We start from the raw sequence: 24,315 nt of genomic DNA, 5'->3' as shown, positions 1-24,315 counted from the left end.
CCCGCCCTCCCTTGCTCCGCTTGCCAAAGCGGAGGCTGCCTCCTTATTGTAGTGGAGATTAACCGGAGGCTGGCTCCGATTATTTGGGAGGGATCATGGACGTGTTCCGCGGCCGGTTCGGGGTCTGGGTGGCGCCGGCCACCCTGCTGGAGGCGTCCGCCGCCGTCCAGCGCGAGCAGTTCGCCCGCGTCGAGCGCCTCGGCTACACCTCGCTGTGGAGCGGCGAACCGCCCGCCGCCTCGGGGGCCGGCGGGCGCGAGGTCTTCGCCCAGCACGCGCTGATGCTGGCCGCCACCGAACGCCTCACCGTCGGCACCGGCATCGCCAACGTGTCCATGCGCGACCCGGTCGCCATGCACGGCGGCGCGGCCACCCTCGCCGAGGCGTACCCGGACCGGTTCGTCCTGGGCCTGGGCGGGGCTTCCGGCGACCGCCCCCTGACCGCGCTCCGGGACTACCTCGACGCGATGGACGCCGCGTCCCGGCGCATCCTCCCCGGCGTCCCCTACCCCCGCGTCCTGGCGGCGCTCGGCCCGAAGGCCCACCGGCTCGCCCGCGAACGCGCCCACGGCGTCCACCCGTTCCTCCAGCCCGTCGAGCACACGGCGACCGCCCGCGCCGCCCTCGGCCCGGACGCCCTGCTGATCCCGCACCAGGCCGTCGTCCTGGAGACCGAGCCCGACGCCGCACGCGCCCGCCTCCGCGCCCTCTTCGGCGCCGGCTGGGCCCACGACAACCCCTACACCCGCAACTTCCGGCGCCTCGGCTACACCGACGACGACCTGAAGGGCGGCCCCAGCGACCGCCTCGTCGATGACGTCCTGGCCTGGGGCGACGAAACCGCCGTCGCCGGACGGCTCCGCGCCCACCTGGACGCGGGCGCCGACCACGTGCTCGTCCACCCCTTCGCCCCCGACCTGGTCTCCGCGGTCGACCAACTGGAACGCCTCGCCCCGGCCATACTGGAAGCCGTGACAGCGACCGGTTAGGGGACTCATGGTCGGGGCTTCGGTGGTCGAACGGCTGTACTTCGGACGCGACGACGCCGAACGCGACCTTGCCGACGGGCTCCTGCGCAGCGGCTTCCAGGAGACGGCCGCCTACGGCGTCGCGATGTCGGGACGCAAGATGCTCGTCATCGGCCGCAAGGGCGTCGGCAAGAGCGCCATCTGCGTCCTGCTCGCCGCGGACGGGGCGCACCCCGGCGGCACCGTGCTGATCACGCCGGACGACACCGCGGGCGAGGAGATCCGCCGGTTCGAGCTCCAGGGCCTGCCCGGCGACACCGCCAAGTCGCTGATCTGGCGGTACGTGTTCGCCGTCCACGCCGCCCGCCACGTCGTCAGGCACGCGGGCACGCACGGCCGCCGGACCCCCAAGTCCGTCAGGACGCTGCGGCGGTTCCTCAAGGCCAACCAGGAATGGCTTGACGAGAGCCTCTCCGACCGCATCGTCAAGGGCGTCCGCGGGCTGCAGGGCGCACTGTCGCTGGAGGCGTTCGGCTTCGGCGCCGGGGTGGAGCTGACCCGCGTGAAGTCCGAGGGGGCCCGCGCCTCGCACCAGCTCGCCGTCATCGAGAAGGGCGTGGCCGCCGCCTTCGACGACCTCGGCTGCGCGGAGGCGCATCCGCCGCTGCTGCTGCTCGTCGACCAGCTGGAGCAGGTGTGGTCGGCCGAACGGGAGAGCAACTCCATGGTGATCGGCCTGCTGCTGGCGGCCCGGCACGTCTCGGGCCTCTACGGCAGGGCGCTGAACTGCCTGCTGTTCCTGCGCTCCGACATCTACGACTCGCTCTCGTTCGGCGAAGGCGACAAGTTCCGCAGCGACGAGCTGCGGATCACCTGGACGGAGACGGAGCTGGAGGCGCTGGCACTGCGGCGGGCAGGGGTCTCCCTCGGCGAGGACCTGACCGCGCAACGGCTGTGGGGCGAGATCTTCCCCCGGACGGTGAACGGCGAGCCCACCGTCTCCTACCTGTTCACCCGGGCGCTGCCCCGGCCGCGCGACATCATCCAGTACCTCAACGGGTGCCAGTCGACCGCGATGGCCAACGGGCACCGCGACCGCATCCTGGAGAGCGACGTCCTGGAGGCGACCCGCCAGTTCTCCGAATGGAAGATGATCGACCTCGTCCAGGAGTACCTCGTCGCCCATCCGTTCCTGGAACGCCTCTTCCCGCTCTTCCAGAACAGCGGCTACGTGGTGACGCGGACGGCGCTGGAGACGCGGTTCCTCCCGGTGGCCCGCGCGCTGCACCGGGAGTTCCCCGCGTACGCGCACGGGCTGACGCTGCCGGGGATCCTGACCGTGCTGTACGAGGTCGGTTTCCTGGGCGTGCGCCGCGGCAACGACGTCGTCTACTCCGGAGGCCCGTGGCCGTCCGTCCAGCCGCACGAGGAGGAGTTCCACATCCACCCGTGCTTCCGCGCGGCGCTGGGCGCCACGACGGCGGCGGGGCTGGGCGTCTACAACCGCAGGCTGGCCGAGAGCATCCAGGGGCAGATCGTCACGGGGGACGTGACGATCCTGCGGTCGACGCGCACCAGCCGGCCCAGCCGCGAGTTCGGACTGCTCCAGCGGGTCAGGCGGGCGTGCCGTACGATCCTCGACCTGACCGGGCGCGCCGACGGCCTGCCCGCGGAGGTCCGTTCCGAGATCTCCCACCAGTTGGCCCGCATCCTGCACGACGCGGAGTGCGCCGAGGAGTGGGAGGAGTACACGGTGCTGCAGTCCGCGGCGGAGTTCTTCCGGGAACTCTCCGCCCGGCTCCATGAGCAGGCGTTGAGCGACGGCACCCTGATCCTCGCCAGGCGCCTGGACGAGGAGGCCCGGCGGCTCACCCGGGCGGAGGGCGGCTACATGGGCGGCGGCAGCGGCGACAGCTACTGACGCCCGGCCCCGACCCGTTCGCTCGGCGGTTCGGCTCGCAACGGGTCGGGGCGGGCGGTCAGTTCGGCTCAGCTCGGGTCAGGCCGGGATGCCGGGGTCAGCGGCCCCGCTGGAGCTGCCGATTGGGCATCTGGCGGGCGTTGCGGCGCTGCGCGCCGCGCGCGAAGCCCGCCGTCCGGGCGTCGGTGTTCCGGCCCTTGCCCTTCTTCTTCATCGCCTTCTGGAAGGGCTTTTCCTCGTTCGCGTTCAGGTTGATGGCACGCATGAACTGACACCTCCGGGCACGTTGGAATCGGGCCGTGAAAAGGCCGCGATAAATGGTTCCTGGGAAAGGCGCCGGACGGGGGCGTGCCACATCGCGACCGGTCGTGCCGCTGTCAGGGCATGCGTGAGCACGGTCCGGACAGCGGACGATCGGTGGATGACGCGATGGGTGAGCGCCCTGGGCGCCGAGTGCGGGAGCGGGCCGCGAAAGTGTCGCGGCGGCTCAACCGGTGGGGATCACAGCTCCATGCCGTTGATATTAGCGGCCTGATCGGGTGGTGTGTCAACCGTGATTTCCGGGTTTTCCGGTTTTCCTATAATCGCGGGATGGAGCCGCTCGACCGATTCCGGGATCCGCGGACGTCGGCGTACGACCTGGCGCAGGAGCAGATCCTGGTCCGCTGCCCGCGCTGCGACGGGCTCGCGCACGTCACCGGAGGCCGCCGGTTCGGCTGCCCCGGCTGCGGCCTGGCCCGGACGGCGGAGGGACGCGGCGGCGCCTACGCCCGGAGCACCGCCGAGCCCGCCGCCGACCCCTTCTTCCGGCTCCCCCTCTGGCTCCAGACCCGCACCAGGCACGGCTGGCTGTGGGCCTACAACGCCGAGCACCTCGACCTGATCGCCGGCCTCGTCCGGGCGCGGCTGCGCGAACGCGAACGGGACGCGGCGGACGGCGGCCGGAGGAACAGCACCCTGGTCTCCCGCCTCCCCCTGTGGATCAAGAAGGCCGAGCACCGGGACGAGGTCCTCCGCGCCGTCGACCGCATCCGCGCGACCCTGCCCTCCTAGGGGGTCACGGCGTAGACCATTCGGCGCCCCTCGCCGGTGCCGTTCGCGTCCGATCCCGGGTGCTCGGAGACCGACCAGACGGCGCCCAGGGTCGGGGAGGTCTCGCTGCCGCCCGGCCAGTGCGACAGGTCCTCCGGGCCGATGGGCAGCGCCTTCTTGCCGGTGGTCTGCAACGGGCCGGTGACGGCCGGCGGCTGGACGTTCGGGACCGCGGTGTGCAGCCATCCGGCCCTGGTCGCGCCGTCGCTCTGGCTGAGGTACCAGCGGTTGTTGAAGCGCGTCGCGCCCTGGACGTTGCTGACCGGCAGGGTGTAGGCGGCGTCGGCGTTCCACCGGTAGTCGGGGTCCATCACCAGCTCGCCGCCGCTGAACGCCCCGGCCATCGGCCACGTCGCCACCCGGCCGTTGGTGTCCTCGTCGCCGGCGCAGTACTCGCCCGCGATGAGGTGGTCGGTGCCGCTGCGGTCCAGGGAGGTGTAGGAGAAGTTCGGCGAACCGTCCTCGGCGCCCACGTTGTCGGAGCACTTCGTGCCGGTGGCGGCCGTGTGCGTCCAGGAGCCGATCTGCGGCATGACGTAGCGGTAGCCGTACCCGTAGTAGGTGCCCTGCTGGTAGCCGATCAGGTGGTCGCCGCTGGTGGTCCCGTTCTCCGAGGCGCCCAGGTCGAAGACGCGGCGCATGTCGAACACCCGGAAGCCGCGCGCGGTGTCGGCGACGAACAGGTAGTTCCCGTACCAGACGATCCCGCCGGCGTGCAGCGAGGTGGTGTAGCCGTCGGCGGTGCTGTCCTGCGAGACGCGGACGGCGTCGTAGCTGGTGATGCCGGCGCTCTGCTTGGGGTACACCAGCAGGACGTGCCGGTACGAGCCGGTGGTGCGGTTCATGAAGCTGACCCGGACGCCCTTGACCATGCCGTCGGCGTTGTCGTTGGCGTCGTACCAGCTCACCAGGACCGGCTGGTGGCCGTCGCCCCACTCCTGGTCGGCCTGCATGTCGGCGACCGTGGTCACGCCCTGCGGGTACCACTGCGTCGTCTCGTTGTCGTCGTCGGTGAAGCAGAGGCTGCGCTGGATGGCCGGCGACGACCCGGACGCCACCGCCTCGGGCTTGCACGCGCCGCCGACCGTCACCGGGGGACCGTCGTCACGGGTCCGGTTGAGGTCGCCCATGATGGTCGTGACGGTGGCCTTGACCAGCGGGAGCGCGTCCGCGCGGTCCTGCAGGTCGGTGCCGTAGGCGTTGGGGCGCAGCTGGAAGTTGGACAGGGACAGCACGTTCGCCGACGCGGGGCTCTGCAGGGCGACCAGCGTGCCGGCGGTGAGGACGACGGTGATCGCGGGGGACAGCGCTCTGCGGCGCCACTTCATAGTGCTCCTCGGGCTCGGCCCTCGGCCGGACGGAGGCACGGTGGCGGGGGGCCGACCGGGCGGGGACGCCTGGGAGCGCCCGACCAAGATCATGAGTGGAACGCGGTCAATATCCCATATGTGGGATACCCCGACCAGACTTCAATTTCGGGGTGATTCGCACTACCCTCCGGCCGCGATCGCCGCCTCGATGCGGTCCACATCGCCGCGCTCGGCGGGCGGGAGCGGCGCCCCGGCCCCCTCCCGCGCGGCCGCGGCGTCCGCCAGCAGCCGCGCCGCGCGCTCACGGTCACCGGCCAGCGCGTGCGCGCCCGCCATCCCCTCCCAGGCCAGCGCCACCGCGCGCGGATCGCCCGTCGCGTTCGCCGCGTCCAGGCCGTCCCGGTGCAGCGCCAGCGCCCGCTCCGCGTCGCCGCGCAACTCCGCGATGAACCCGAGCTCCGCCAGGATCAGCGCCGTGCCGTGATGCGGCGCGGCCTCCCGGTTCCAGTCCAGCCAGCGCCGCAGGTACGACTCCGCCTCGTCCAGCCGCCCGCGGCGCCGCGCCACCAGCCCCAGCCCCGTGTCGGCGAACTCCTCCGCCAGGTGGTTGCGCTGCTCGGTCGCCAGCCGCGCCGCCCGCCGGTGCAGGTCCTCGGCCGCCGCGTGGTCACCCTCCAGCAGCGCGATCCGGCCCAGCGCCGCCCACTGGAACGACGCGTCCGTCCACAGCCCCAGTTCCTCGGCCATGCGCAACGCGTCGCGGAGCAGCCGCCGCGCCCCCGCGTAGTCGCCCACGATCTCCGCCTGCCCGGCCAGGACGCTCGACGCCTGCATCAGGCCCCAGCGGTCGCCCAGCTCGGCGAACGCGTCCGACGCCTCCCGGCCCAGGCGCCGCACCCCCGCCAGATCGCTCCGCGCCAGCGCCTGCTTCGCCAGCGTCAGCCGCGCCGCCGCCACACCCCACCGGTCGCCCGCGGCGACGAACCGGTCCAGCACCCGGCGCGTCCTGGCCTCGCTGACCGCCAGCACCCCGAAATCGATCTCCGTGAACGCCAGGAACCACTCGGCACGCGGATCCGGCGCCTCCTCCGGCGGCAGCTCCCGCACCGGATCGCCCGCACAGCCCGACAGGTTCTCCAGCGCCGCCCGCCAGGCCCGCGCCGTACGCAGCGCGCCCGCGTCCCCGGGCCCGTCCAGGACGGAGTCCAGCGCGCACATCGCCTCGCTCAACCGGCCGCGCAGCACCCAGTACCAGGCCAGCGACCCCGCCAGCCCCAGCGCCTCCGCCCCGAAGTCGAACGCGGCGTTGAGGTTGGCCGCCTCCGCGTCCAGCCGGGCCAGCCAGCCGAGCTGGTCACGGCCGTCCAACCGGGCCCGCCCCGCCAGCTCCGCGTAGTGGCGGGCATGCCGGCGCCGGACCGCGTCGTACTCCCCGGCCACCTCCCGCATCCGCTCCGCGCAGTACGCCGCCACCGACTCCAGCAGCCGGTACCGCGGACCGTCCGGGCCCTCCGCCACCACCACCAGCGACCGGTCGACCAGCCGGCCGAGCAGATCGAGGACCTCGTCCCCGCGCACCCCGTCACCCGCGCAGACCGCCTCCGCCGCCTCCAGCGCGCAGCCGCCCACCTGGACCGCCAGCCGCCGCAGCACGATCCGCTCCGCCTCGGTGAGCGGCTCCCAGCTCCAGTCGATCACCGCGCGCAGCGTCCGCTGCCGGTCCGGCGCGTCCCGGCGGCCCGAGGCCAGCACCCGGAAACGGTCGTCCAGCCGCGCCGCCAGCTCCCGCGCGCCCAGCACCCGGACCCGCGTCGCCGCCAGCTCCAGCGCCAGCGGGATCCCGTCCAGCCGCCGGCAGATCGCCGCGACCGCCGCCGCGTTCCCCGCGTCCAGCGCGAAACCCGGCGCCGCCGCTGCCGCCCGCGCCACGAACAACCGCACCGCGCCGAAGGCCGGCAGCGCCTCGGGATCCGGCTCCACCGACGGGCCCGGCGCCTCCAGCGGCGGGACGTTCACCAGCACCTCGCCCGCCACGCCCAGCGGCTCCTGGCTCGTCGCCAGCACCCGCAGCCCCGGCGCGTCCCGCAGCAGCCGCGCCACCACCCCCGCCAGCGGAACCACCAGGTGCTCGCAGTTGTCCAGCACCAGCAGCAGCCGCTTGGGGCGCAGCGCCGCCGCCAGCCGCTCCAGCGGATCGCGCGCCGTCCGCGTCCCCGCCTCCTCGCGCAGCTCCAGCGCGACCGCCACCAGATCGCAGATCCGCGTCTCCGCCGACGGCGCGTCCCGCGCCAGCGCCGCCAGATCGACGATCCGCACCCCGTCCGGCAGGTCCCCGACCGGGCCGCCCGCCGCCTCCACCGCCAGCCGCGTCTTCCCGACCCCGCCCGGCCCCGTCAGCGTCACCAGCCGCGACCCGCCCAGCAGCGCCCGCACCCGCGCCACCGCTCCGTCCCGCCCGATCAGCTCGTTCACCGGCGCGGGCAGGTTCCCGGACGGCGCCGGCGCCAGCCCCGGATCCTGCTTCAGGATCGCCTCCTGCAACGCCGAGAGCTCCGGCCCGGGGTCCAGCCCCAGCTCCTCGGCCAGATGGACGCGCAGCGCCTCGTAGCTCTCCAGCGCCTCGCCCTGCCGCCCCGACCGGTACAGGGCCCGCATGTGCGCGGCGCGCAGCCGCTCCCGCAGCGGATGCCGTCCCACCAGCTCACCGAGCTCAGGCACCAGCGCCGCGTGCTCGCCCAGCTCCAGCCGCGCCTCCGCCAGCGCCTCCAGAGCCTCCAGCCGCCGCTCCTCCAGCCGCATGATCGCCGGACGGGCGAACTCCTCGTCCCCGAACTCCGCGAACGCCGCGCCCCGCCACAGCCCCAGCGCCTCCGCCAGCAGCCCGGCCCGCTCCCGCGCGCTCCCGCCGCCCCGCGCCCGCTCGACCAGCGCCGAGAACTCCTCCGCGTCGACCGCCGCGCCGTCCAGCCGGTAGCCGTGCCCCGGTGGATCCGACACCACCAGCGCCCGGCCCCCCGGCTCCGCGTCCTCCAGGACCCGCCTCAGCTGCGAGACCTTCGTCTGCAGCACCGCCGAGGGATTGGCCGGGAGCCGCTCGTCCCACAGGTCCGCGATCAGCCGGTCGGCCGGCACCGGCCGCCCCGCGTGCGCCAGCAGATGCGCCAGCAACGCACGCACCTTGGCCTCGGGAACCCGGACCGGTTCCTCCCCGTCGCCCGCCCAGACGACAACCGTCCCGAGCACCCCGAACCGCACGTGTTTACTTTATGGGAGGGAAGCCCCCCATACCCCCCGCGGGCCGCGCAGCCCTGCGCTCGCCTGGGGGCTCGCTCCGGGCACCCGGCCCTTGGCGGGGGCCAGCCCCCGCACCCCCGGCAGGGGCTCCGCCCCCACACCCCCGACCAACCTCGTAACCAGGCTCTTCGACCGGAAGCCGTTCGGAAGTCGGCCGGAAGTCGTTCGCCGCAGGGTGGGGGCATGGGTTCTTTCGAGGGGAAGAAGGCCGTCGTCACGGGCGGGACGCACGGGATGGGGCTGGCAGTGGCGCGGGCGCTCGTGGCCGGGGGCGGGGAGGTGGTCCTCACCGGGCGGAACGAGCGGACGATCGAGGAGGCCCGTTCCGTGCTCACGCCGCTGGGGACGGCGCACGTGGTCCGGTCGGACGCGGCGAGCATGGCCGACGTCCGGGCGCTCGGCGATCTGGCCGGGGAACGGCTCGGGACCATCGACGCCGTGTTCGTCAATCACGGCATCGCCGAGCCGGAGCCGCTGGAGGAGGTCACCGAGGAGTCCTACGACCGGCACTTCGCGATCAACGCCAAGGGGGCGTTCTTCACCGTCCAGCGGCTGGCGCCCCTCGTGCGGGACGGCGGGGCGTTCGTGTTCACGACCGTGGCGAACGACCGGATCTTCCCGGGGATGAGCGCCTACTCGGGGTCGAAGGAGGCGGTGCGGGCGTTCGCGCAGGTGTTCGCGGCGGAGTTCCTGCCGCGGCGGATCCGGGTGAACGCGGTCGCGCCGGGCTTCATCGAGACGCCGACGATGGGCGTGGCGACGATGAGCGACGAGGAACGGGCCGCGTTCCAGAAGCAGGGGGACGAGATGACCCCGCTCGGCCGCAACGGAACAGTAGAGGAAGTGGCCGCGGCGGCGCTGTTCCTGGCGTTCGACGCCACGTTCACCACGGGGGTGGAGCCGCGCGAGCGCGTTACCTGGGCGGTGGTGCGATGCCGGAGGCGAGCGTCACCGGCCAGATCGCGAAGCGATGCCGCGCTCGCCAAGGCCCGGTCAGGGGCGAGCCGCCAGGCGAGCGCCGTAGGCCGGGACTTTGAGACACAGCCTGATGACCGATCGGGTGCCGCAGTACCTCACCTATCAGGCGAGGGCGACGCGGGAGTTTCCGATCGTGGTTCTGGAGCGGGTGAGGCCGTAACCGCCTCGACCTCGGCGCGGAACGCCTCGGACTCCTTGAGGACCTTCTTGCGGGTACGGGTCGGCAGCCGGTCGATGTAGAGGCGGCCCTCCAGGTGGTCGGTCTCGTGTTGAAGGCACCGTGCCAGCAGGCCGGTGCCTTCGACCGTGACCGGGTCGCCCTTGACGTCGAACCCGTGGCAGGTCGCGTGGTCGGGGCGGGCCAGTTTCGCCTGGGCGCCCGGGACCGACAGGCAGCCCTCGTCGCCGTCGTCGAGCCGCCGCTCGTCGACCCCGGGGAGCTCCAGGGTCGGGTTGACGACCACGCCCCTGCGCATCACGTCGTCCTCGTCCGGGCAGTCGTAGACGAAGACGCGCAGGTCGACGCCGATCTGGTTGGCGGCCAGGCCCACGCCCTCGGCGGCGTACATGCTGGCGAACATGTCGTCGACCAGCGCGGAAAGCTCGTCGTCGAACCGTTCGACCGGACGGCACGGGCTGTGCAGGACGGGCGTCCCCACCAGCGTGATCGGTCGTACCTCTCCGGCCATGCACCCCTCCTCGGCGTCACCCAGCATGCTATGCCGGATCAGAGCAGGAGCTTCTCCGGAATGATCGGCAGGTCGCGGATCCGGCGGCCGGTGGCGTTGTACACGGCGTTGGCGATCGCGGCGGCGGAGCCGACGGTGCCGAGCTCGCCGAGGCCGCGGACGCCGGAGGGGCTGAGTTCGGTGTCGGGGTGCTCGAGGAAGTGCACGTCCAGGCGGGGGACGTCGGCGTTCACGGGGATGAGGTAGTCGGCGAGGTTGGCGCCGGCGACGCGGCCGGTGCGGGTCTCGACGTGGGCGCGTTCGAGGAGGGCCTGGCCGATACCGAAGGTGACGCCGCCGGTGATCTGGTTGCGGGCGGCCTTCTCGTTGACGATCGTGCCCGCGTCCACGACGGTGAGCATGCGGGCGACGCGGGCCTCGCCGGTGAGGCGGTGGACGTGGACCTCGCAGAAGTGGGCGGCGAACGAGGCGACCGCGAAGCGTTCGGAGCCGTCCCAGCGCGCGGTGGACGTGGCGCCCACGCCGGGCGAGCCGGTGAGTGCGAGGAGGCTGGTGAAGGTGAGGCTCCGGGTGCCGTCGGTGAGCCGGCCCTTGTCGTAGCGGACGCCGGGCGTGCCATGGAAGGGGGACTTCTCGTGGCCGGTGGCGTGGGCGACCAGCTCTTGGACGGCGTCCTCGGCGGCCTGCCGGACGGCGGGCGCGACCGTCACGGTGGAGCCGGACCCGACCGCGCCGTAGACGGAGGTGGAGGCGTCGTCGACCGGGAGGGTGGAGTCGCCGAGCTCGGGCCGGATCCGTGACCGGGGCAGGTCCAGGCTCTCGGCGCCGACGATGGCGAGCACGGTGAGCATGCCGGTGCCGAGGTCGGCGGCGGCGGTGGCGACCCGGACCGTGCCGTCGGGACGGAACCGGACTTCGGCGGCGGTGGAGTCGCGGCCGGTGTGCATGACGGCGGTGGCCACGCCCGCTCCGACGAGCCGGTCGCCTCGGGTGACGGAGCGGGGCGGGCGGTGCCGCCAGCCGAAGCGTTCCGCGCCGAGGCGGTAGCACTCGGCCAGGTGCTTGCCGGTGAACGGGCGGCCGTGCTCGGGGCTGTGCGTCAGGTCGTTGCGCAGGCGCAGTTCGACGGGGTCGACGCGGAGTTCGGCGGCGAGTTCGTCCATGGCCGATTCCAGGGCGAACGAGCCGGCTTCGGCCCCGGGCGCCCGCATGATCGTGCTGGGGGGACGGTCGAGCGCGGCGACCCTGAGGCCGATGTGCAGGTTGGCGGTCTTGTAGAAGTCCATCGTCCCGAAGCGGGCGGGGTCCTCGAACGGGTGCGTGGTGACCGCGTCGTTGCTGACGGCGTTGAGGCTCCCGTCGCGGTGGGCGCCGAGGGCGATGACCTGGCGGCTGGGCGGGCGGTGGCCGGTGACCGTATAGAGCTGCTCGCGGGTGCTGACGACCTTGACCGGCCTGCCGAGGCGGTGCGCGGCCGCGGCGGCGAGGAGGGCCGGCGCCCAGGTGGTGGCCTTCCCGCCGAAGCCGCCGCCGACATGCGGGCTGATCACGTGAACCTGCCGGGCCTCCAGGCCGAGCGCTTCGGCGATCTCGGCGGCGTGGGCGCGCGGGCCCTGCGTGCCGCTGTGGACGGTCAGCGTGCCGTCCTTCCACTCGGCGACGGCGGCGTGCGGTTCCATCGCGTTGTGGTGCTTGGGCGGCTGCGTGTAGGTGGCGGAGACGGTGACCTGGCTGGCGCGCAGGGCGTGGCCGATGTCGCGCACGCCGTCGGCGAGGCGGTCGAGCGGCCGGCCGAACGGCGGGGCGGGCACCTCGCCCTCGGCGCCCTCGAACGACACGTCGGGGCGGCGGGCGCGGTAGGAGACCTTGACGAGGGTGGCGGCGTCGCGGGCCTCCTCGAAGGTGCGGGCGACGACCATGCCGATGATCTGCCCGTGGTAGCGCACTTCCCGGTCCTGGAGCGGCGGTCGCGAGTCGCCGAGAAAGGTGGGGAGCATCGCCGTCTGGGGGCGCAGCCGGAGCGGGTTGTCTGGGGTGAAGACGCCGATGACGCCGGGGGAGCGGCCGGCGGCGCGCACGTCCATCGATCGGATCGTGCCGCGACCGATCGTGGCGAGGACGAGGTGGCCGTGCAGCATCCCGGCGGGGCGGTGGTCGGCGGCGTACGCGGCCGCGCCGGTGACCTTGAGGCGTCCTTCGACGCGGTCGGCGGAACGGGTCATGACGACGCCTCCAGCAGGGCGCGGACGATGGTGCGGCGGAGTAGCGCGGGCTTGAACGCGTTGTGCCGCAGGGGCCGGGCGCCGTCGGCGGCGCGGGTCGCGGCGGCTTCGAAGGACGTCTCGTCGGGCCGGGCGCCGCGCAGGGCGCGTTCGACGACGGGGAGCCGCCAGGGGCGGGTGCCGACGCCGCCGGCGGCGACCCGCGCGTCCCTGATCCGCCCGCCGCGGACGTCCAGGGCGACGGCGGCGGAGGTGAGCGCGAACTCGTAGGACGCGCGGTCGCGGACCTTCACGTACGCCGATCGCCGGGCGGCCCGGTCCAGGTCGGGCACCGTCACCGCGACGATCAGTTCGCCGGGGCGCAGGCGGTTCTCGCGGTGCGGGGCGTTCTCGGGGAGGAGGTAGAAGTCGGTGAGCCTCATCCGGCGCTCGCCGGTGCGGTCGCGCAGGACGAGCGAGGCGTCCAGGGCGGCCAGGGCGACGGCGAGGTCGCTGGGGTGGGCGGCGACGCAGGAGTCGCTGGTGCCGAGGACGGCGTGCGAGCGGTTCTCGCCGTTCAGGGCGGGGCAGCCGGTGCCGGGCTCGCGCTTGTTGCACGGTACGGCGGTGTCGCGGAAGTAGCCGCAGCGGGTGCGCTGCAGCAGGTTGCCGCCGATGCTGGCCATCTGCCTGATCTGCGGGGACGCGCTCTGGAGCAGCGTCGCGGAGATCATCGGCTGGTGGCGGGCGACCAGGTCGTGGGCGGCGACGTCGGCCATCCGTTCCAGGGCGCCGATGCGCAGGCCGTCGCCGTCCCGCTCGATCCCGGTCAGCGGCAGGCCGCCGATGTCGACGACCCGGCCGGGTGCCGTGACGTCCAGCTTCATGAGGTCGACGAGGGTGGTGCCGCCGGCGAGGTAGGCGCCGCCGCCGGCCGCCTGGTCCAGCGCCTCCGGGACGCTGCGGGGCGCGGTGAGGGTGAACGGCCGCATCAGCGCCGCCCCCCGGTCCCTGCGGCGGCCGTCCTGACCGCGTCGACGATGCCGTTGTAGGCGGCGCAGCGGCACAGGTTGCCGGACATGAACTCGCGGATCTCCTCGTCGGAGCCCGCGTGCCCTTCCCGGATCAGCGCGGCGGCCGACATGACCTGTCCCGGCGTGCAGAAGCCGCACTGGAGTCCGTCGCGTTCGACGAACGCCTGCTGGACGGGGTGCAGCGTGCCGTCGCGGTCCGCCAGCCCTTCGATCGTGGTGACGGGTCCGCCGCGCGAAGCCGCCGTGGCGGCGAGGGTCAGGCACGACAGGACGCGCCGGCCGTCGATGTGGACGGTGCAGGCGCCGCACTGCCCGCGGTCGCAGCCCTTCTTCGTGCCGGTGAGCCCGAGGCGTTCGCGGAGGGCGTCCAGGAGGGTGACGCGGGTGTCGAGGCGGAGCCGTTCGGTGCGGCCGTTCACCCGCAGCACGACCTCGGCCGTCTGGGGGCCGGGCGGGGGCGCCGGGGCGGGGGGTGGTGGCGCGGTGCCCGCGACGGCGTCGGCGGAGGAGTGGGCGGCCTGCGCGGCGGTCGCGGCGGCGGCGGTCGCGGCGGTGGTCCGGGCGAGGAACCCGCGGCGGGAGAGGCCGCGCCGGGTGGGATCCATGGATGAACCCTTTCGTGAGACAGTAAGACTCTTAGATGAGACAGAATGTCTCACTATGAAGACATGATTGTCAACGGGCTGGGAGCCGTGGGAGGGGCAGGGGGCGGTGGTTGTGGCGCTCACAGAGATGCTTGCGCCGCCGCGCGGCTTATATGGACATTGATAATCCGCGGGGCCGAACAGCTTCCGCCGTTGACTATTTCTGTGAGGATCTTCGCGTGACTGTGTAAGAAGTGGTGTTCAGGACGCGTTCGGGGGACCTGGCCAGGGAGGTCCAACGTGAGCGAAGAACCCGGATCGGTGACGGCGACGCCGCGGCTCGCGGAGGTGCCGGCCGGGCTGGCGCAGCCGCTGCGGCCCCACCTCGACGAGGCCGCGGCCGAGATGATCCGCGAGATCCAGGGCCTGGTGCCCGAGTACGCGCGCCCGCCCGACAGCAAGTACGGGCGCCGGATGAGGTGGACGGTCGAGCAGACCGTCGGCCACTTCGTCGACGCCATGGGCCGGGACGACACCGACTGGGACGCGCTGACCGAGATCTACGTCGGCATCGGCGCCTACGAGGCGCGCGGCGGCCGCAGCCTGGACGGCCTGCAGACCGCGATCAGGGTGTGCGGCCAGGTCGCCTGCCGCCGCTTCATCAAGGACGCCCGGCGGCTCGGCTGGTCGCTGACCACGCTCGGGCAGATCATCGAGTCGCTGTTCGTCTTCCTGGAGAAGCTGGCCGGCGCCGCCGCCCGGGGCTACGCCGACGCCCAGCGGCGGCTGGCCACCGAGCGGGAGCGGCACCGCTGGCGGCTGCGCGACCTGCTCGTCGTCGAGCCGCCCGCCAGCGTGGAGGCGGTGCGCGAGCTGGCCCGCCCGGCCGGCTGGGAGCCGCCCCGCACCATCGCGCTGGTCGCCCTCGGCCCCGCCATGGAGGACAGGGCGCCGGTCGCGCCGCCGTCCGTGCTGGCCGACTGGCACGGCCCGGCGCCGTACCTGATCGTCCCGGACCCGGACGGACCGGGGCGGGAGCGGATGATCGCCGGGCTGGTGCGGGGACGGCCCGCCGCCGTCGGCCCGACCGTGCCGCTGAACAAGGGCGCGGTGTCGCTGCGCTGGGCCAGGCGCACGCTGGACCTGGTCGTCCGGGGCGTCATCCCGGAGAAGGCGCCGGTCCGGTGGCTGGACCATGTGGCCACGCTGGTCGCGTCAATGAGCGAGGAACTGATCGACCTCGCGCTGAACGTGCGGCTCGGCCCGCTCAAGGAGCTGCCGCGGCACCGCAGGGAACCGCTGGTGCGGACCCTGCTGGCCTACATGGAGAGCCGCGACAACGCGGTCGCGGCGTCCGAGCGGCTGGTCGTCCACGAGCAGACGGTGCGCTACCGGATCCGCCGGCTGGAGCAGCTGCTCGGCGACGCCCTCTACGATCCCGACCGCAGGATCGAGATGCTGCTCCTGCTGCACGCCTGGGTCCGCTTCCCGGACGTGCCGAGGGACTTCCGGCCGGTGCCCGGGGACGAGGCCGCGGTGGACGCGGCGGGCCCCGGGTAGTTCAGCGGGTCCGCGCGTGCTCGCTGAAGAACCGCCAGATCAGCGGGCTGGCCCGGACGTCGGGGTCCACCTGGCCGCTGGGCCACTCGTGCCCGCCGCCGGTGATCGTGCAGGACTCGACCTCGCTGCCGGTGCGGCCCCGGCCGGTGGTCCGGCACGTGGTCCTGGCCGTGCCGAGGGTGATCCGGTCGAACGGCAGCAGCCGCCCGGCCGTCCGCCAGAAGTCCATGACGGCGGTGAACGCCGGGAACGGCGTCTCGTTGTTCCAGTCCTGGTTGCCGCCGCCGAGGAAGGGGACGGAGAAGTCCGCGGTGCCGTGGAAGGCGATCACCGACACCGGGCGGCGGGGCGCGCACTCCACGGCCAGCGACCCCGACACCACCCCGACCGCCGCAACCCGCGAGGACCGTTCGCAGGCGTACCGGTAGGCCATGCCGCCGCCGTTGGAGAACCCGGTCAGGTAGATCCGGCGCGGGTCGGCCAGGCCCTCCCGCACCAGTGTCGAGATCAGCCTGTCGAGGAAGCCGACGTCGTCGATGCCGGCCATGCGCGCGAACCAGCAGCAGCCGCCGGCGTTCCACGTCCTGACGAACCCGTTGGGGTAGGCGACGAGGAAGCCGTTGCCGTCGGCGACCGTGTCCAGCCCGGACTGCCGGCGGATGTAGTGCATGTCGTCGAGGCCGCCGTGCAGCGCGATGACCAGGGGCTTCGGAGTTCTCGTCCGGCCCGGCGGCACGTGCAGGAGGTATTCGCGCTCCCAGCCGCCGTCCATGGTCAGGGTGCGCTCGTGCGTGCCGGGACCCGGCGGCGGGGTATCGGCCGCGGCCGGGTGGACGGGCGCCAGCCAGTACGCGGCCAGGGCGAGTGTGAGGATGACGCGGGTCACAGTCCTCATGACCAGTGATCATCCGCCGGGGGCGCCGGGCGTACTACTCGCCAGACCAACGAACGGCCGGCGGAATTCGCGCGTACGGCACAGGACAGCGTCAGGCGGGGCCGCCGGGTGCCCGGACGGAGTGCCAGATGCGCTCGGGGAGGATGCGGGCCGCGACCGCCAGATCGACGCCCGGATCCCCGGCGAGCCAGCGGCGGGAGGTCTCCGCGACGGGGGCGATGACCAGCATCTCGGTGAGCGGGTCGGGAAGGGGCAGGACCGTCCCGGCCTCGACGTGCGGGCGCAGCCAGCCGACGATCCGCTGCATCCGGGGGTTCTTCGCCTCGGCGATCCGGTCCGCGTTGGGCGGGAGGAAGTCGGCGTAGGACGAGGCGTGGATGAAGTGGGCCGCGGGGCGGTCCTCCTGGGTGAAGCGCAGGTACGCCTCGACGAGCGCGCGCACCCCGGACCGGGCCGTGCGGGAGCGTTCGAGCGCGGCGGCGACCGAGTCGAGCAGTTCGCCCATGGAGCGCGCGTACAGCGCGGCGCGCAGGCCGTCGAAACTGCCGAAGTGGTGGTAGAGGCTGCCGCTGCTGGTCCCGGTCTCGGCGATCAGCGCGCTCATCGTCAGGCCGCCCGGCCCCTTCGCCGCGTACAGGGCGAGCGCCGCGTCCAGGACCTTCCCTACGGTCGCCTCGCCCCGCTGCTGCTTAGGCGACATGGCCGTTCAGGAGACGTCGCAGGTGCGGGCGGTGCGGTCCCAGAGGCGCTGGGCGAGGTCGCGGTCGGCGGCGACGGGGGCCAGGGGCTGCTCCTTCTCCAGGTGGAAGTAGCGTCCGGTCCCGCCGTCCGTGGCCAGCGCGAGCGCGACCACGGGACGGGCCCCCTTGGCGGGCTTCTTCCACAGCACCTTCGACGCCTTGAGGACCGCGCCCAGGGGACCGGTGCGATCGCCCAGGCCGGTCCGGATCACCCCGGGGTGGACGGCGTCGATGGTCACCCCGGTGCCCTTCCAACGCTCGGCGAACAGCGGAACCATCATCAGGTTGCACAGCTTGGTGTCGGCGTAGGTCCGCAGAGGGTGGAAGTGCAGGCCCTCAGGGGTCCGGTCGGGATGGGCCACCCCCTTGACGTAGAGCCCTGCGCTGACCTGGACGACCCGCGCGTTGGACGCGAGCAGCAGCGGCTCCAGTTCGAGGTTGAGCAGGAACGGCGCGAGGTGGTTGGTGACGTACGACTGCTCTAGGCCGTCCTCGTTGAGGACGCGCTCGTACGGCCACATTCCGGCGTTGTGCACGAGGACGTCGATGCGCGGGCACGCGGCGGTGAGCGCGACGGCGGTCTCCCGGATCGCCCGTATCGAGGACAGGTCGCCCACGACCAGCCGTACCCGGCCCTCGCCCTGTCCGGACGCGTCCAGAGAAGCACGCGCGGTCTCACCGCGGTCCCGGTCGCGCGAGACCAGCACGACCTCGTGCCCTTCCCGGACCAGCCGCTCCGCGACCGCGTAGCCGATCCCCCGGTTGGCTCCCGTCACCACGGCCACCGGCCGCTCTCCCGTGCCCATGCCGGCGAGTGTAGGGACGAAACCCCCGGAAAACCAGAGAGGCTCTCTAGTTTTTCCTTTCGTACGTCTTTATGCGGGTCCCGGTACGAATAGGCTCTCCCAAGCTGAGAGGCAGGACAGGCATGCGACTCGGGCCGCTCATGCTCCACGGCATGCTCGCCCACCACGGGGGCGGCGGCAGCTACGACGCCAGTAGGCCGCTCTACCTGCGGGGCCGGGTCATCCAGGCGCGGTACGGGTTCCCCCACGCGCAGCTGCGGATCGAGGTCCCCGCCGACCTCACCGTCCCGCGGAGCCTTCCCGGGGTCGACGGTCTTCGCGGCCACGACGACTGGACGGGGCCGCCCGTGGCGGAAGGCGCCGGGCAGGCCCGCGACCTGCTCCTCCCGCCCGACCTGACCGGCACGCTCGGCGGCATGCGCGGCCGTCCACAGGTCGGGGACGAAGTGGCAGCCGTCGTCTACCGCCGCTGCGACGCCGAGGGCGACGACTACTCCGGCGAACTGCGCGTGCAGATGCTCTACGCGGCGGGCGGCGTCCACCCCTACCGCGGCACCCTCACCCGTTTCGTCGACCGCTGCCTCCAGGCCGCGCGACCCCGCTCGGCCGCGCCGACCGCCACGGGTTCTGCGGCACCGGTCGCCACGGGCTCGGACGACCCGCCCTACCTTCTCCTCGGCGGGGGCGCCGCGCTCGCCGCCGGGTTCGTCGCGGCCCTCATCCGCCTGCGCACCCGCCGCCAGCGTTGAACGGCGTCCTGTCCTGGCTGGAGGCGACCGGCCCCGCCACCTTCATCCGGGACGGGCGATGGGCCTACCCCCTCACGGAATCGGCCCACCTCATCGGCCTCGCCCTCATGTTCGGCGCCATCGCCGTCTTCGACCTGCGCCTGCTGGGCTTCTCCCGCCGCGTCCCGGTCAGCGGTCTGGCCGCCCAGGCCCTCCCCTGGGCGCGCCGGGGGTTCGTGCTGGTCGCGCTGAGCGGCGCGCTGCTCTTCTCGGCGAACGCCACGCAGGTCTTCGACAACACCGCCTTCCAGGTGAAGCTCCTGCTGATCGGGGCCGCGGGCCTGAACATCTTCGTCTTCCACACGGGGGTGTTCCGCGACGTCAAGGACTGGGACACCGCCGACCGCGCGCCCGCCGCGGCCCGCGCCGCCGCCGCCCTGTCCCTCGCCATCTGGCCCGCCGTCATCGTCTGCGGCCGCCTCATCGCCTACGCCTGACCGGCGCCCCGGGAAAGCGACCGATTTCGTTCGCCGAGGGAAATGGTCCGATGACTCCCCTTATGATCGGCCACTTGATCAACACCAAAGGGGGAGTGCGTTGAGAAGATCACGGATGCGCGGGTCCGCCGCTCTCGTCACGGTCCTCGCGCTGGCGGGCTGCGGCGCGCAGGCGGGCCCGGTCGACACCTCCCGGGTGGCCGGCACCGAGAACGCCGAGGCGAGCGCGGTCGCGCACCGGCTCCAGAAGACCCTGGACGCGCTGCGCTTCCAGGAGGTCCTGGACACCGCGCCGCCCGGCTCCGCCCAGGCCCGGACGCTGATGAACGCCGTTGACAAGGAGGCCCGCAACACGCCCCGGCAGCGGCAGAGCCTCCTCGCGGCCGCGCCCGACGCGAAGCCGATCGTCCAGCAGCCGCAGATCGACGCCACCGTCATCGAACTCGACCGGCGCGGGCGGCCCGTCTCGTCCGGCACCGTCCTGATGAGCCCGCAGTACAAGAACGGCGTCGTCGTCCCCGTCGACCGCAACCTGTCCACCACCGACGTGCGGTGGCGGCAGTGGGACGACGCGGGCTGGTACGCCAACAAGGGCCAGGGCAGCATCGACGTCGTCCCCGGGCGCGAGGGCGCGAGCCTCGACTTCATGAGCCCCTACCCCGCCTCCGTCCTCAAGCTCATGGTCAACTTCGGCGTGCTGCGGCTGGTCGACCAGGGCACGATCACGCTGGACGGCACCTACGACTACCGGCCCACCGAGACCAGCTCCCTGTGCGGCGGGCCCACGAGCAAGACCGTCGCCCAGTACGTCGACGAGTCCATCACCTGGTCGTCCAACGCCGCGTCCTGCGCCCTGGTCAAGCTCCTGCACGACAACGGCGCCGTCGACGGGCTCAACCGGACCTTCCAGGACCTCGGGCTCCAGACCCTCCAGCTCAAGAACACCAACCCGGCCTCCGGCGGCCGCTGGGGCAACCCCGTCACGATGAGCTCCCTGGACACCGCCAAGCTCCTCACCCTCGTCAACGGCGCCCCCGGCACGGTCTGGACCGCGCCCGGCGGCAAGCCCGTGACCAGCGCCGTCCTGAGCGCCTCGTCCCGGAAGTTCTTCCAGGACAAGCTGAGGTCGCAGGGCTGGAACGACATGCTGTCCACCCCCAACTGGTGCGGCGGCGCCTACCCGGCCGCCGGCATCCCGCACGGCGTCCCGTCCCGCTGGGTCGGCGCCGACGGCACGGTGAACGTCAACGGCTCGAAGTTCGGCCGGGACGTGCGGCCGTGCACCAAGAAGGCGGAGGTGTCGTTCGCCCACAAGACCGGCTGGGTGAACAACAGCGGCGCCGACGCGGGCATCGTGAAGGCCCTGCCGGGCAAGGGCGGGCGCAGCTACGTCGTCGTGGTGTTCTCCAACCTCGGCACGCAGTACGTCGACGCCGGCCGGCCGGACACCCCGGAGGGCATCTACCCCTACGCCTTCACCGAGAAGTTCGCCAAGCTCGGCCGGATCATCGACACCTACGAGAAGAACCGCGCCGCCCGCGGCTGACCCGTCATCGTCGCCGGCCTGTTGCCGGCCGCCCACCGCTCCACACGGTTACCGCTGCTGGAAGACCGCGCCTCCCGAGTCCTCCGAACCTGGCCCCGGGAAGGGAAAGCGGCGCTTCGGGTGAGTACAGGTAAACGGTGATCTGGAGGAGGCTCCGGGTGGGACGAACGTACAGGGTGGCGCTCTGCGCGGCGCTGGCGGCCGGCGGGATGGCGATGCTGCCCGCGACGGCCGCCGGCGCCGCGCCCGGCTCGCCGCCGGGTTCGCTGCCGGGTTCGCTGCCGGCGGGCGGGTCGTGGACGGTCACGCTGCTGACGGGCGACGTGGTGAAGGTCCGGACGGTGAAGGGACGGCCGCCGCTGGTGTCCGTCCGGCCGGGCGAGGGGCGGGACAACACGCTCTTCCACCGGTCGATCCGGCCGGACGGGAGCGTGACCGTGACCCCGGCGGACGTGGCGTCGCAGGTCGGACGGGCGCTCGATCCGAAGCTGTTCGACGTGACGACGCTGATCCGGCAGCGGTACGACGACGCGCGGAGCCGCGAGCTGCCGCTGATCGTCGCCGGGAACCCGGACGTGCGGGCCCTGGGCGCCCGCCAGGACCGGCGCCTGTCCAGCATCGGCGCGGTCGCGGTGCGGCAGCCCAAGGGGCAGGGGGCGCGGATGGTGTCGGCCCTGTCCGCGCGTTCCGGCGGCCTCCGGTACGTATGGCTGGACCAGAGGGTGAAGGCCGCGGCGGCGCCCGGCACCCGCAAGCTCGACCGGAACCTGAGCCAGGTCGGGGCGCCGAAGGCGTGGAAGGCGGGCTTCACCGGGAGCGGCGTCAAGGTGGCCGTGCTGGACACCGGCGTCGACGCCGCCCACCCCGACCTGGCCGGACGCGTCGCGGAGACGATGAACTTCAGCGCGGCCCCGGACGCCGTGGACCGCCACGGGCACGGCACGCACGTGGCCGCCACCGTCGCGGGCACCGGCGCGGCCTCCCGCGGCGAACGCAAGGGCGTGGCGCCCGGGGCCTCGCTGCTGGTCGGCAAGGTGCTGGACGACGAGGGCTACGGCGAGATGTCCGACCTCATCGCCGGGGCGGAATGGGCCGCGCGGCGCGCCAGGGTCGTCAACATGAGCCTCGGCGGATGGGAGCCGTCGGACGGCACCGACCCGGTCTCGCAGGCGGTGGACAGGCTGACGGCGGCGCACGGCTCGCTGTTCGTCGCGGCCGCGGGCAACAGCGGCGGGCTGGGCGACATCAGCTCGCCCGCCGCGGCCGGCTCCGCGCTCACCGTGGGCGCCGTCGACGGGAAGGACGCGCTGGCCGGCTTCTCCTCACGAGGCCCGCGCCCCGGCCGGACCGCGATGAAGCCGGAGATCGTCGCGCCCGGCGTGGACGTCGTCGCCGCCCGCGCCGCGGGGACCACGATGGGCGAGCCGGTGGACGCCCGCTACACCGCCGCCTCCGGAACCTCCATGGCCGCGCCGCACGTCGCGGGCGCGGCGGCGCTGCTGGCCCAGCGGCATCCGGGATGGCAGGCCGCGCAGCTCAAGGCGGCCCTGACGGGCTCGGCCGACCCGGCCACCGGCGGCGACGCGTTCGAGCGCGGGACGGGCCGCCTGGACGCCGGCGCCGCCGTCACCGCCCCGGCCGTCTCCTCGACCGGAGTGGTCCACCTGGGCGCCGCCAAGGGGGACCTCGCGACGGAGCTGAACTGGACCGGCCGCGAGGGCGCCAGGCTCGCCCTGTCGGTGAAGCTGACCCGGCGCCGGGGCGGTGACGTCGACGGCGCGGCCGAGTTGTCCGCCACGAACGTGACCGTGCCCGCGAACGGCACGGCCTCCGCGACCCTGCGGATCGACGCCGCCGCGCTCAAGGACGAGCCCGGCCTGTACGTGGCGGAGGTGACCGCCGAGGGCGGGCCCAAGACGTTCGTCACGTTCGAGGTGGAGCCGCCGAGCCACACCCTCACCGTCAAGGCGACCCGGCTGCCCGGCACGCCCGACGCCGCGTTCGCCGCGTTCGCCTTCGTCACCGACCTGACGGATGTGACGCGCACCGCCGCGACCGTGGAGGCCGGCGCCGACGGCACCGCGACGGTGCGGCTCCCGCGCGGGCGGTACAGCGTGATGGGCCAGGTCGTCGACGGCACCGAGGGCGGCAGGCGCTCCGCGCTCGCCGGTGACCCCGACGTCCTGCTGGACCGCGACCTGACGGTCACGCTGGACGGCGCCGCGGCCAAGGAGGTCAAGGCGGGCGTCCAGGGGAGGACCACCCAGACCACCTGGGCGGCGGCCGCGTACACGCAGGGCAACGGGCAGGCGGTCTGGGGCGACGCCGTCTTCTCGTTCGAGCCGGGCAAGGACTCGATCTACGCGCAGCCGACCAGCCCCGTGTCCTCGGGCACTTTCGCGACCTACGCCTCGTTCCGGCTGACGGCACCGGGCCACGTGTGGGATCTGCTGGAGCCGCTGGGCGACCGCCTGCCCGCCGACCCGTCGTTCGTGGTGACCCCCGCCGTCCAGGCGCGGCTCGCGCGGCTCGACCAGCGGTTCGCCGCGATCGACGGGGACACCGCGAAGCCGGTGCGCGAGAAGCGGTACGGCATCAGCCCCGAGGGCTTCATTCTCGGCGAATCGGCTAGCGAGGTGCCCGCCGGGACGACCCGGACCGACTACCTGTCGGCCGGGCGCGGCATCCTGTGGAACGACGAGGCGTTCCCTGCCGCGGTCGAGGGCTGGGTGGACCAGGAGCCGTTCACCGAGCGCACGCCCGGCAGCCGGACGGTCAAGACCTGGGGCCGTCAGCCGATGCGCCCCGGCCCGTACCCGGCGACCGCCGCGTCGCTCAGCTTCTGCGCGCCGCCCGCGTCGATCCGGTCGCGCGAGGTCATGAGCGTCTACCTCGTCGACCTCCAGACCCGCCCTGACGGCTTCGACTGCGGCCTGGACGACCCGAGCGTGATCAAGCGGAAGATGACCCTGTACGCGGGGGACCGCGTGATCGGGCAGTCCGCCGATCCGGGCGCCCGCTTCACGGTGCCGAGGGAGGCCGCGACCTACCGCCTCCACTACGACACCGACGCCTCGGCCGTGCTGCCGGTCTCCACGCGCACGGCCACGACCTGGACGTTCGAGTCCACCGGCCCCGCGGGCACGGGAACCGCCCGGCTCCCCCTCCTCACCGTCGACTACGACCTCGGCCTCGACCTGCGCAACCAGCCGGCGGGCAGGCCGGCCGTCTTCACGGTCGGGCGCGTCGGGGGCGGCGGCGCCGAAGTCACCGGGCTGAGGGCGTGGACGTCGGTCGACGACGGCACGACCTGGACGCCGGTCGCGGTCAGGACGCTCGGCGGCGGCCGGTTCTCGGCGCCGCTGCCCGCCCCGGCGCAGGGCCAGGCGGTCTCGCTGCGCGTCGACGCGCGCGACGCGGGTGGCAGCGCCGTCGACCAGCGGATCATCAGGGCCTACCGGGTCCGCTGACC

The 24,315-nt window shown here is 73.6% G+C and carries 18 protein-coding genes and 1 pseudogene; 9 read left to right on the top strand and 10 right to left on the bottom strand.

Going from position 1 to position 24,315, the window contains the following annotated elements:
• The first annotated feature begins 95 nt into the window (after positions 1-95).
• Positions 96-989 carry a TIGR03620 family F420-dependent LLM class oxidoreductase gene (locus ACFPZN_RS28655; protein WP_378285338.1) on the top strand — a complete coding sequence of 298 codons (894 nt, stop codon included), beginning with the start codon at positions 96-98 and terminating at the stop codon, positions 987-989.
• 7 nt (positions 990-996) lie between these two features.
• Entirely contained in the window at positions 997-2,889 is a 1,893-nt protein-coding gene (locus ACFPZN_RS28650; RefSeq protein ID WP_378285337.1) for a P-loop ATPase, Sll1717 family, read from the top strand.
• Positions 2,890-2,986: 97 nt separating this feature from the next.
• Here ACFPZN_RS28650 and ACFPZN_RS28645 read toward each other — a convergent pair whose 3' ends face one another.
• Positions 2,987-3,154, bottom strand: a complete 168-nt coding sequence (locus ACFPZN_RS28645; protein WP_378285336.1) for a hypothetical protein — start codon at positions 3,152-3,154, stop codon at positions 2,987-2,989.
• A 326-nt stretch (positions 3,155-3,480) separates the two neighbouring features.
• On the opposite strand from ACFPZN_RS28645, the gene ACFPZN_RS28640 reads away from it, so the two are divergent.
• Positions 3,481-3,942 (top strand): hypothetical protein, encoded by a 462-nt coding sequence (locus tag ACFPZN_RS28640; protein WP_378285335.1) that lies wholly within the window; start codon positions 3,481-3,483, stop codon positions 3,940-3,942.
• Here ACFPZN_RS28640 and ACFPZN_RS28635 read toward each other — a convergent pair.
• Both ACFPZN_RS28635 and ACFPZN_RS28630 read right to left on the bottom strand, forming a co-directional pair.
• On the bottom strand, positions 3,939-5,309 hold the full coding sequence (locus ACFPZN_RS28635) for a hypothetical protein (RefSeq protein WP_378285334.1): 1,371 nt from the start codon (positions 5,307-5,309) through the stop codon (positions 3,939-3,941). The two genes, ACFPZN_RS28640 and ACFPZN_RS28635, sit on opposite strands and share 4 nt — an antisense overlap.
• A gap of 162 nt (positions 5,310-5,471) precedes the next feature.
• A complete protein-coding gene (locus ACFPZN_RS28630) occupies positions 5,472-8,546 on the bottom strand; it encodes a BTAD domain-containing putative transcriptional regulator (RefSeq protein WP_378285333.1) in 3,075 nt (1,024 codons plus the stop codon).
• Between ACFPZN_RS28630 and ACFPZN_RS28625 the strand changes: the two are divergent.
• A pseudogene (locus ACFPZN_RS28625) lies at positions 8,448-9,467 on the top strand (SDR family oxidoreductase); the annotation flags it as partial. The gene ACFPZN_RS28630 and the pseudogene ACFPZN_RS28625 sit on opposite strands and share 99 nt — an antisense overlap.
• 191 nt (positions 9,468-9,658) lie before the next feature.
• Here ACFPZN_RS28625 and def read toward each other — a convergent pair.
• From def to ACFPZN_RS28605, 4 genes are read right to left on the bottom strand one after another with little or no spacing between them, the layout of a single operon-like run.
• Positions 9,659-10,252, bottom strand: a complete 594-nt coding sequence (gene def / locus ACFPZN_RS28620; RefSeq protein ID WP_378285332.1) for a peptide deformylase — start codon at positions 10,250-10,252, stop codon at positions 9,659-9,661.
• 38 nt (positions 10,253-10,290) lie between these two features.
• Positions 10,291-12,474 (bottom strand): xanthine dehydrogenase family protein molybdopterin-binding subunit, encoded by a 2,184-nt coding sequence (locus tag ACFPZN_RS28615; RefSeq protein WP_378285331.1) that lies wholly within the window; start codon positions 12,472-12,474, stop codon positions 10,291-10,293.
• Positions 12,471-13,445, bottom strand: coding sequence for an FAD binding domain-containing protein (locus ACFPZN_RS28610; protein ID WP_378285330.1), 975 nt, complete (start codon positions 13,443-13,445; stop codon positions 12,471-12,473). The genes ACFPZN_RS28615 and ACFPZN_RS28610 overlap by 4 nt, the downstream gene beginning before the upstream one ends.
• Positions 13,445-14,092: a (2Fe-2S)-binding protein gene (locus ACFPZN_RS28605; protein WP_378285329.1), complete on the bottom strand. Its 648-nt coding sequence runs from the start codon at positions 14,090-14,092 to the stop codon at positions 13,445-13,447. Before ACFPZN_RS28605 ends, ACFPZN_RS28610 begins: the two co-directional genes overlap by 1 nt.
• Positions 14,093-14,371: 279 nt before the next feature.
• Here ACFPZN_RS28605 and ACFPZN_RS28600 point away from each other — a divergent pair, with 279 nt between their 5' ends.
• Entirely contained in the window at positions 14,372-15,631 is a 1,260-nt protein-coding gene (locus ACFPZN_RS28600; RefSeq protein ID WP_378285328.1) for a PucR family transcriptional regulator, read from the top strand.
• Between the two features lies 1 nt (position 15,632).
• Here the strand turns inward: ACFPZN_RS28600 and ACFPZN_RS28595 are convergent, their stop codons facing one another.
• The 3 genes from ACFPZN_RS28595 to ACFPZN_RS28585 form a co-directional block, all read right to left on the bottom strand.
• Positions 15,633-16,526: a CE1 family esterase gene (locus ACFPZN_RS28595; RefSeq protein ID WP_378285327.1), complete on the bottom strand. Its 894-nt coding sequence runs from the start codon at positions 16,524-16,526 to the stop codon at positions 15,633-15,635.
• A gap of 91 nt (positions 16,527-16,617) precedes the next feature.
• Positions 16,618-17,226 carry a TetR/AcrR family transcriptional regulator gene (locus tag ACFPZN_RS28590; RefSeq protein ID WP_378285326.1) on the bottom strand — a complete coding sequence of 203 codons (609 nt, stop codon included), beginning with the start codon at positions 17,224-17,226 and terminating at the stop codon, positions 16,618-16,620.
• A 6-nt stretch (positions 17,227-17,232) separates the two neighbouring features.
• Complete coding sequence (locus ACFPZN_RS28585) at positions 17,233-18,072, bottom strand: SDR family NAD(P)-dependent oxidoreductase (RefSeq protein WP_378285325.1); 840 nt, start codon at positions 18,070-18,072, stop codon at positions 17,233-17,235.
• Between the two features lie 122 nt (positions 18,073-18,194).
• On the opposite strand from ACFPZN_RS28585, the gene ACFPZN_RS28580 reads away from it, so the two are divergent.
• From ACFPZN_RS28580 to ACFPZN_RS28565, 4 genes are all read left to right on the top strand, one after another.
• Positions 18,195-18,821 (top strand): hypothetical protein, encoded by a 627-nt coding sequence (locus ACFPZN_RS28580; protein WP_378285324.1) that lies wholly within the window; start codon positions 18,195-18,197, stop codon positions 18,819-18,821.
• Positions 18,818-19,297 (top strand): DUF6644 family protein, encoded by a 480-nt coding sequence (locus tag ACFPZN_RS28575; RefSeq protein ID WP_378285323.1) that lies wholly within the window; start codon positions 18,818-18,820, stop codon positions 19,295-19,297. Before ACFPZN_RS28580 ends, ACFPZN_RS28575 begins: the two co-directional genes overlap by 4 nt.
• 115 nt (positions 19,298-19,412) lie before the next feature.
• Positions 19,413-20,843, top strand: a complete 1,431-nt coding sequence (locus ACFPZN_RS28570; RefSeq protein ID WP_378285322.1) for a serine hydrolase — start codon at positions 19,413-19,415, stop codon at positions 20,841-20,843.
• 158 nt (positions 20,844-21,001) lie between these two features.
• Positions 21,002-24,313 carry a S8 family serine peptidase gene (locus ACFPZN_RS28565; protein WP_378285321.1) on the top strand — a complete coding sequence of 1,104 codons (3,312 nt, stop codon included), beginning with the start codon at positions 21,002-21,004 and terminating at the stop codon, positions 24,311-24,313.
• Positions 24,314-24,315: the final 2 nt, after the last annotated feature.

It is taken from the genome of Actinomadura rugatobispora (assembly GCF_042656285.1).
GTDB classification, from domain to species: domain Bacteria; phylum Actinomycetota; class Actinomycetes; order Streptosporangiales; family Streptosporangiaceae; genus Spirillospora; species Spirillospora rugatobispora.
Note: the sequence above shows the minus strand (reverse complement) of the source record. Positions and strands in the feature narration are given on the sequence as shown.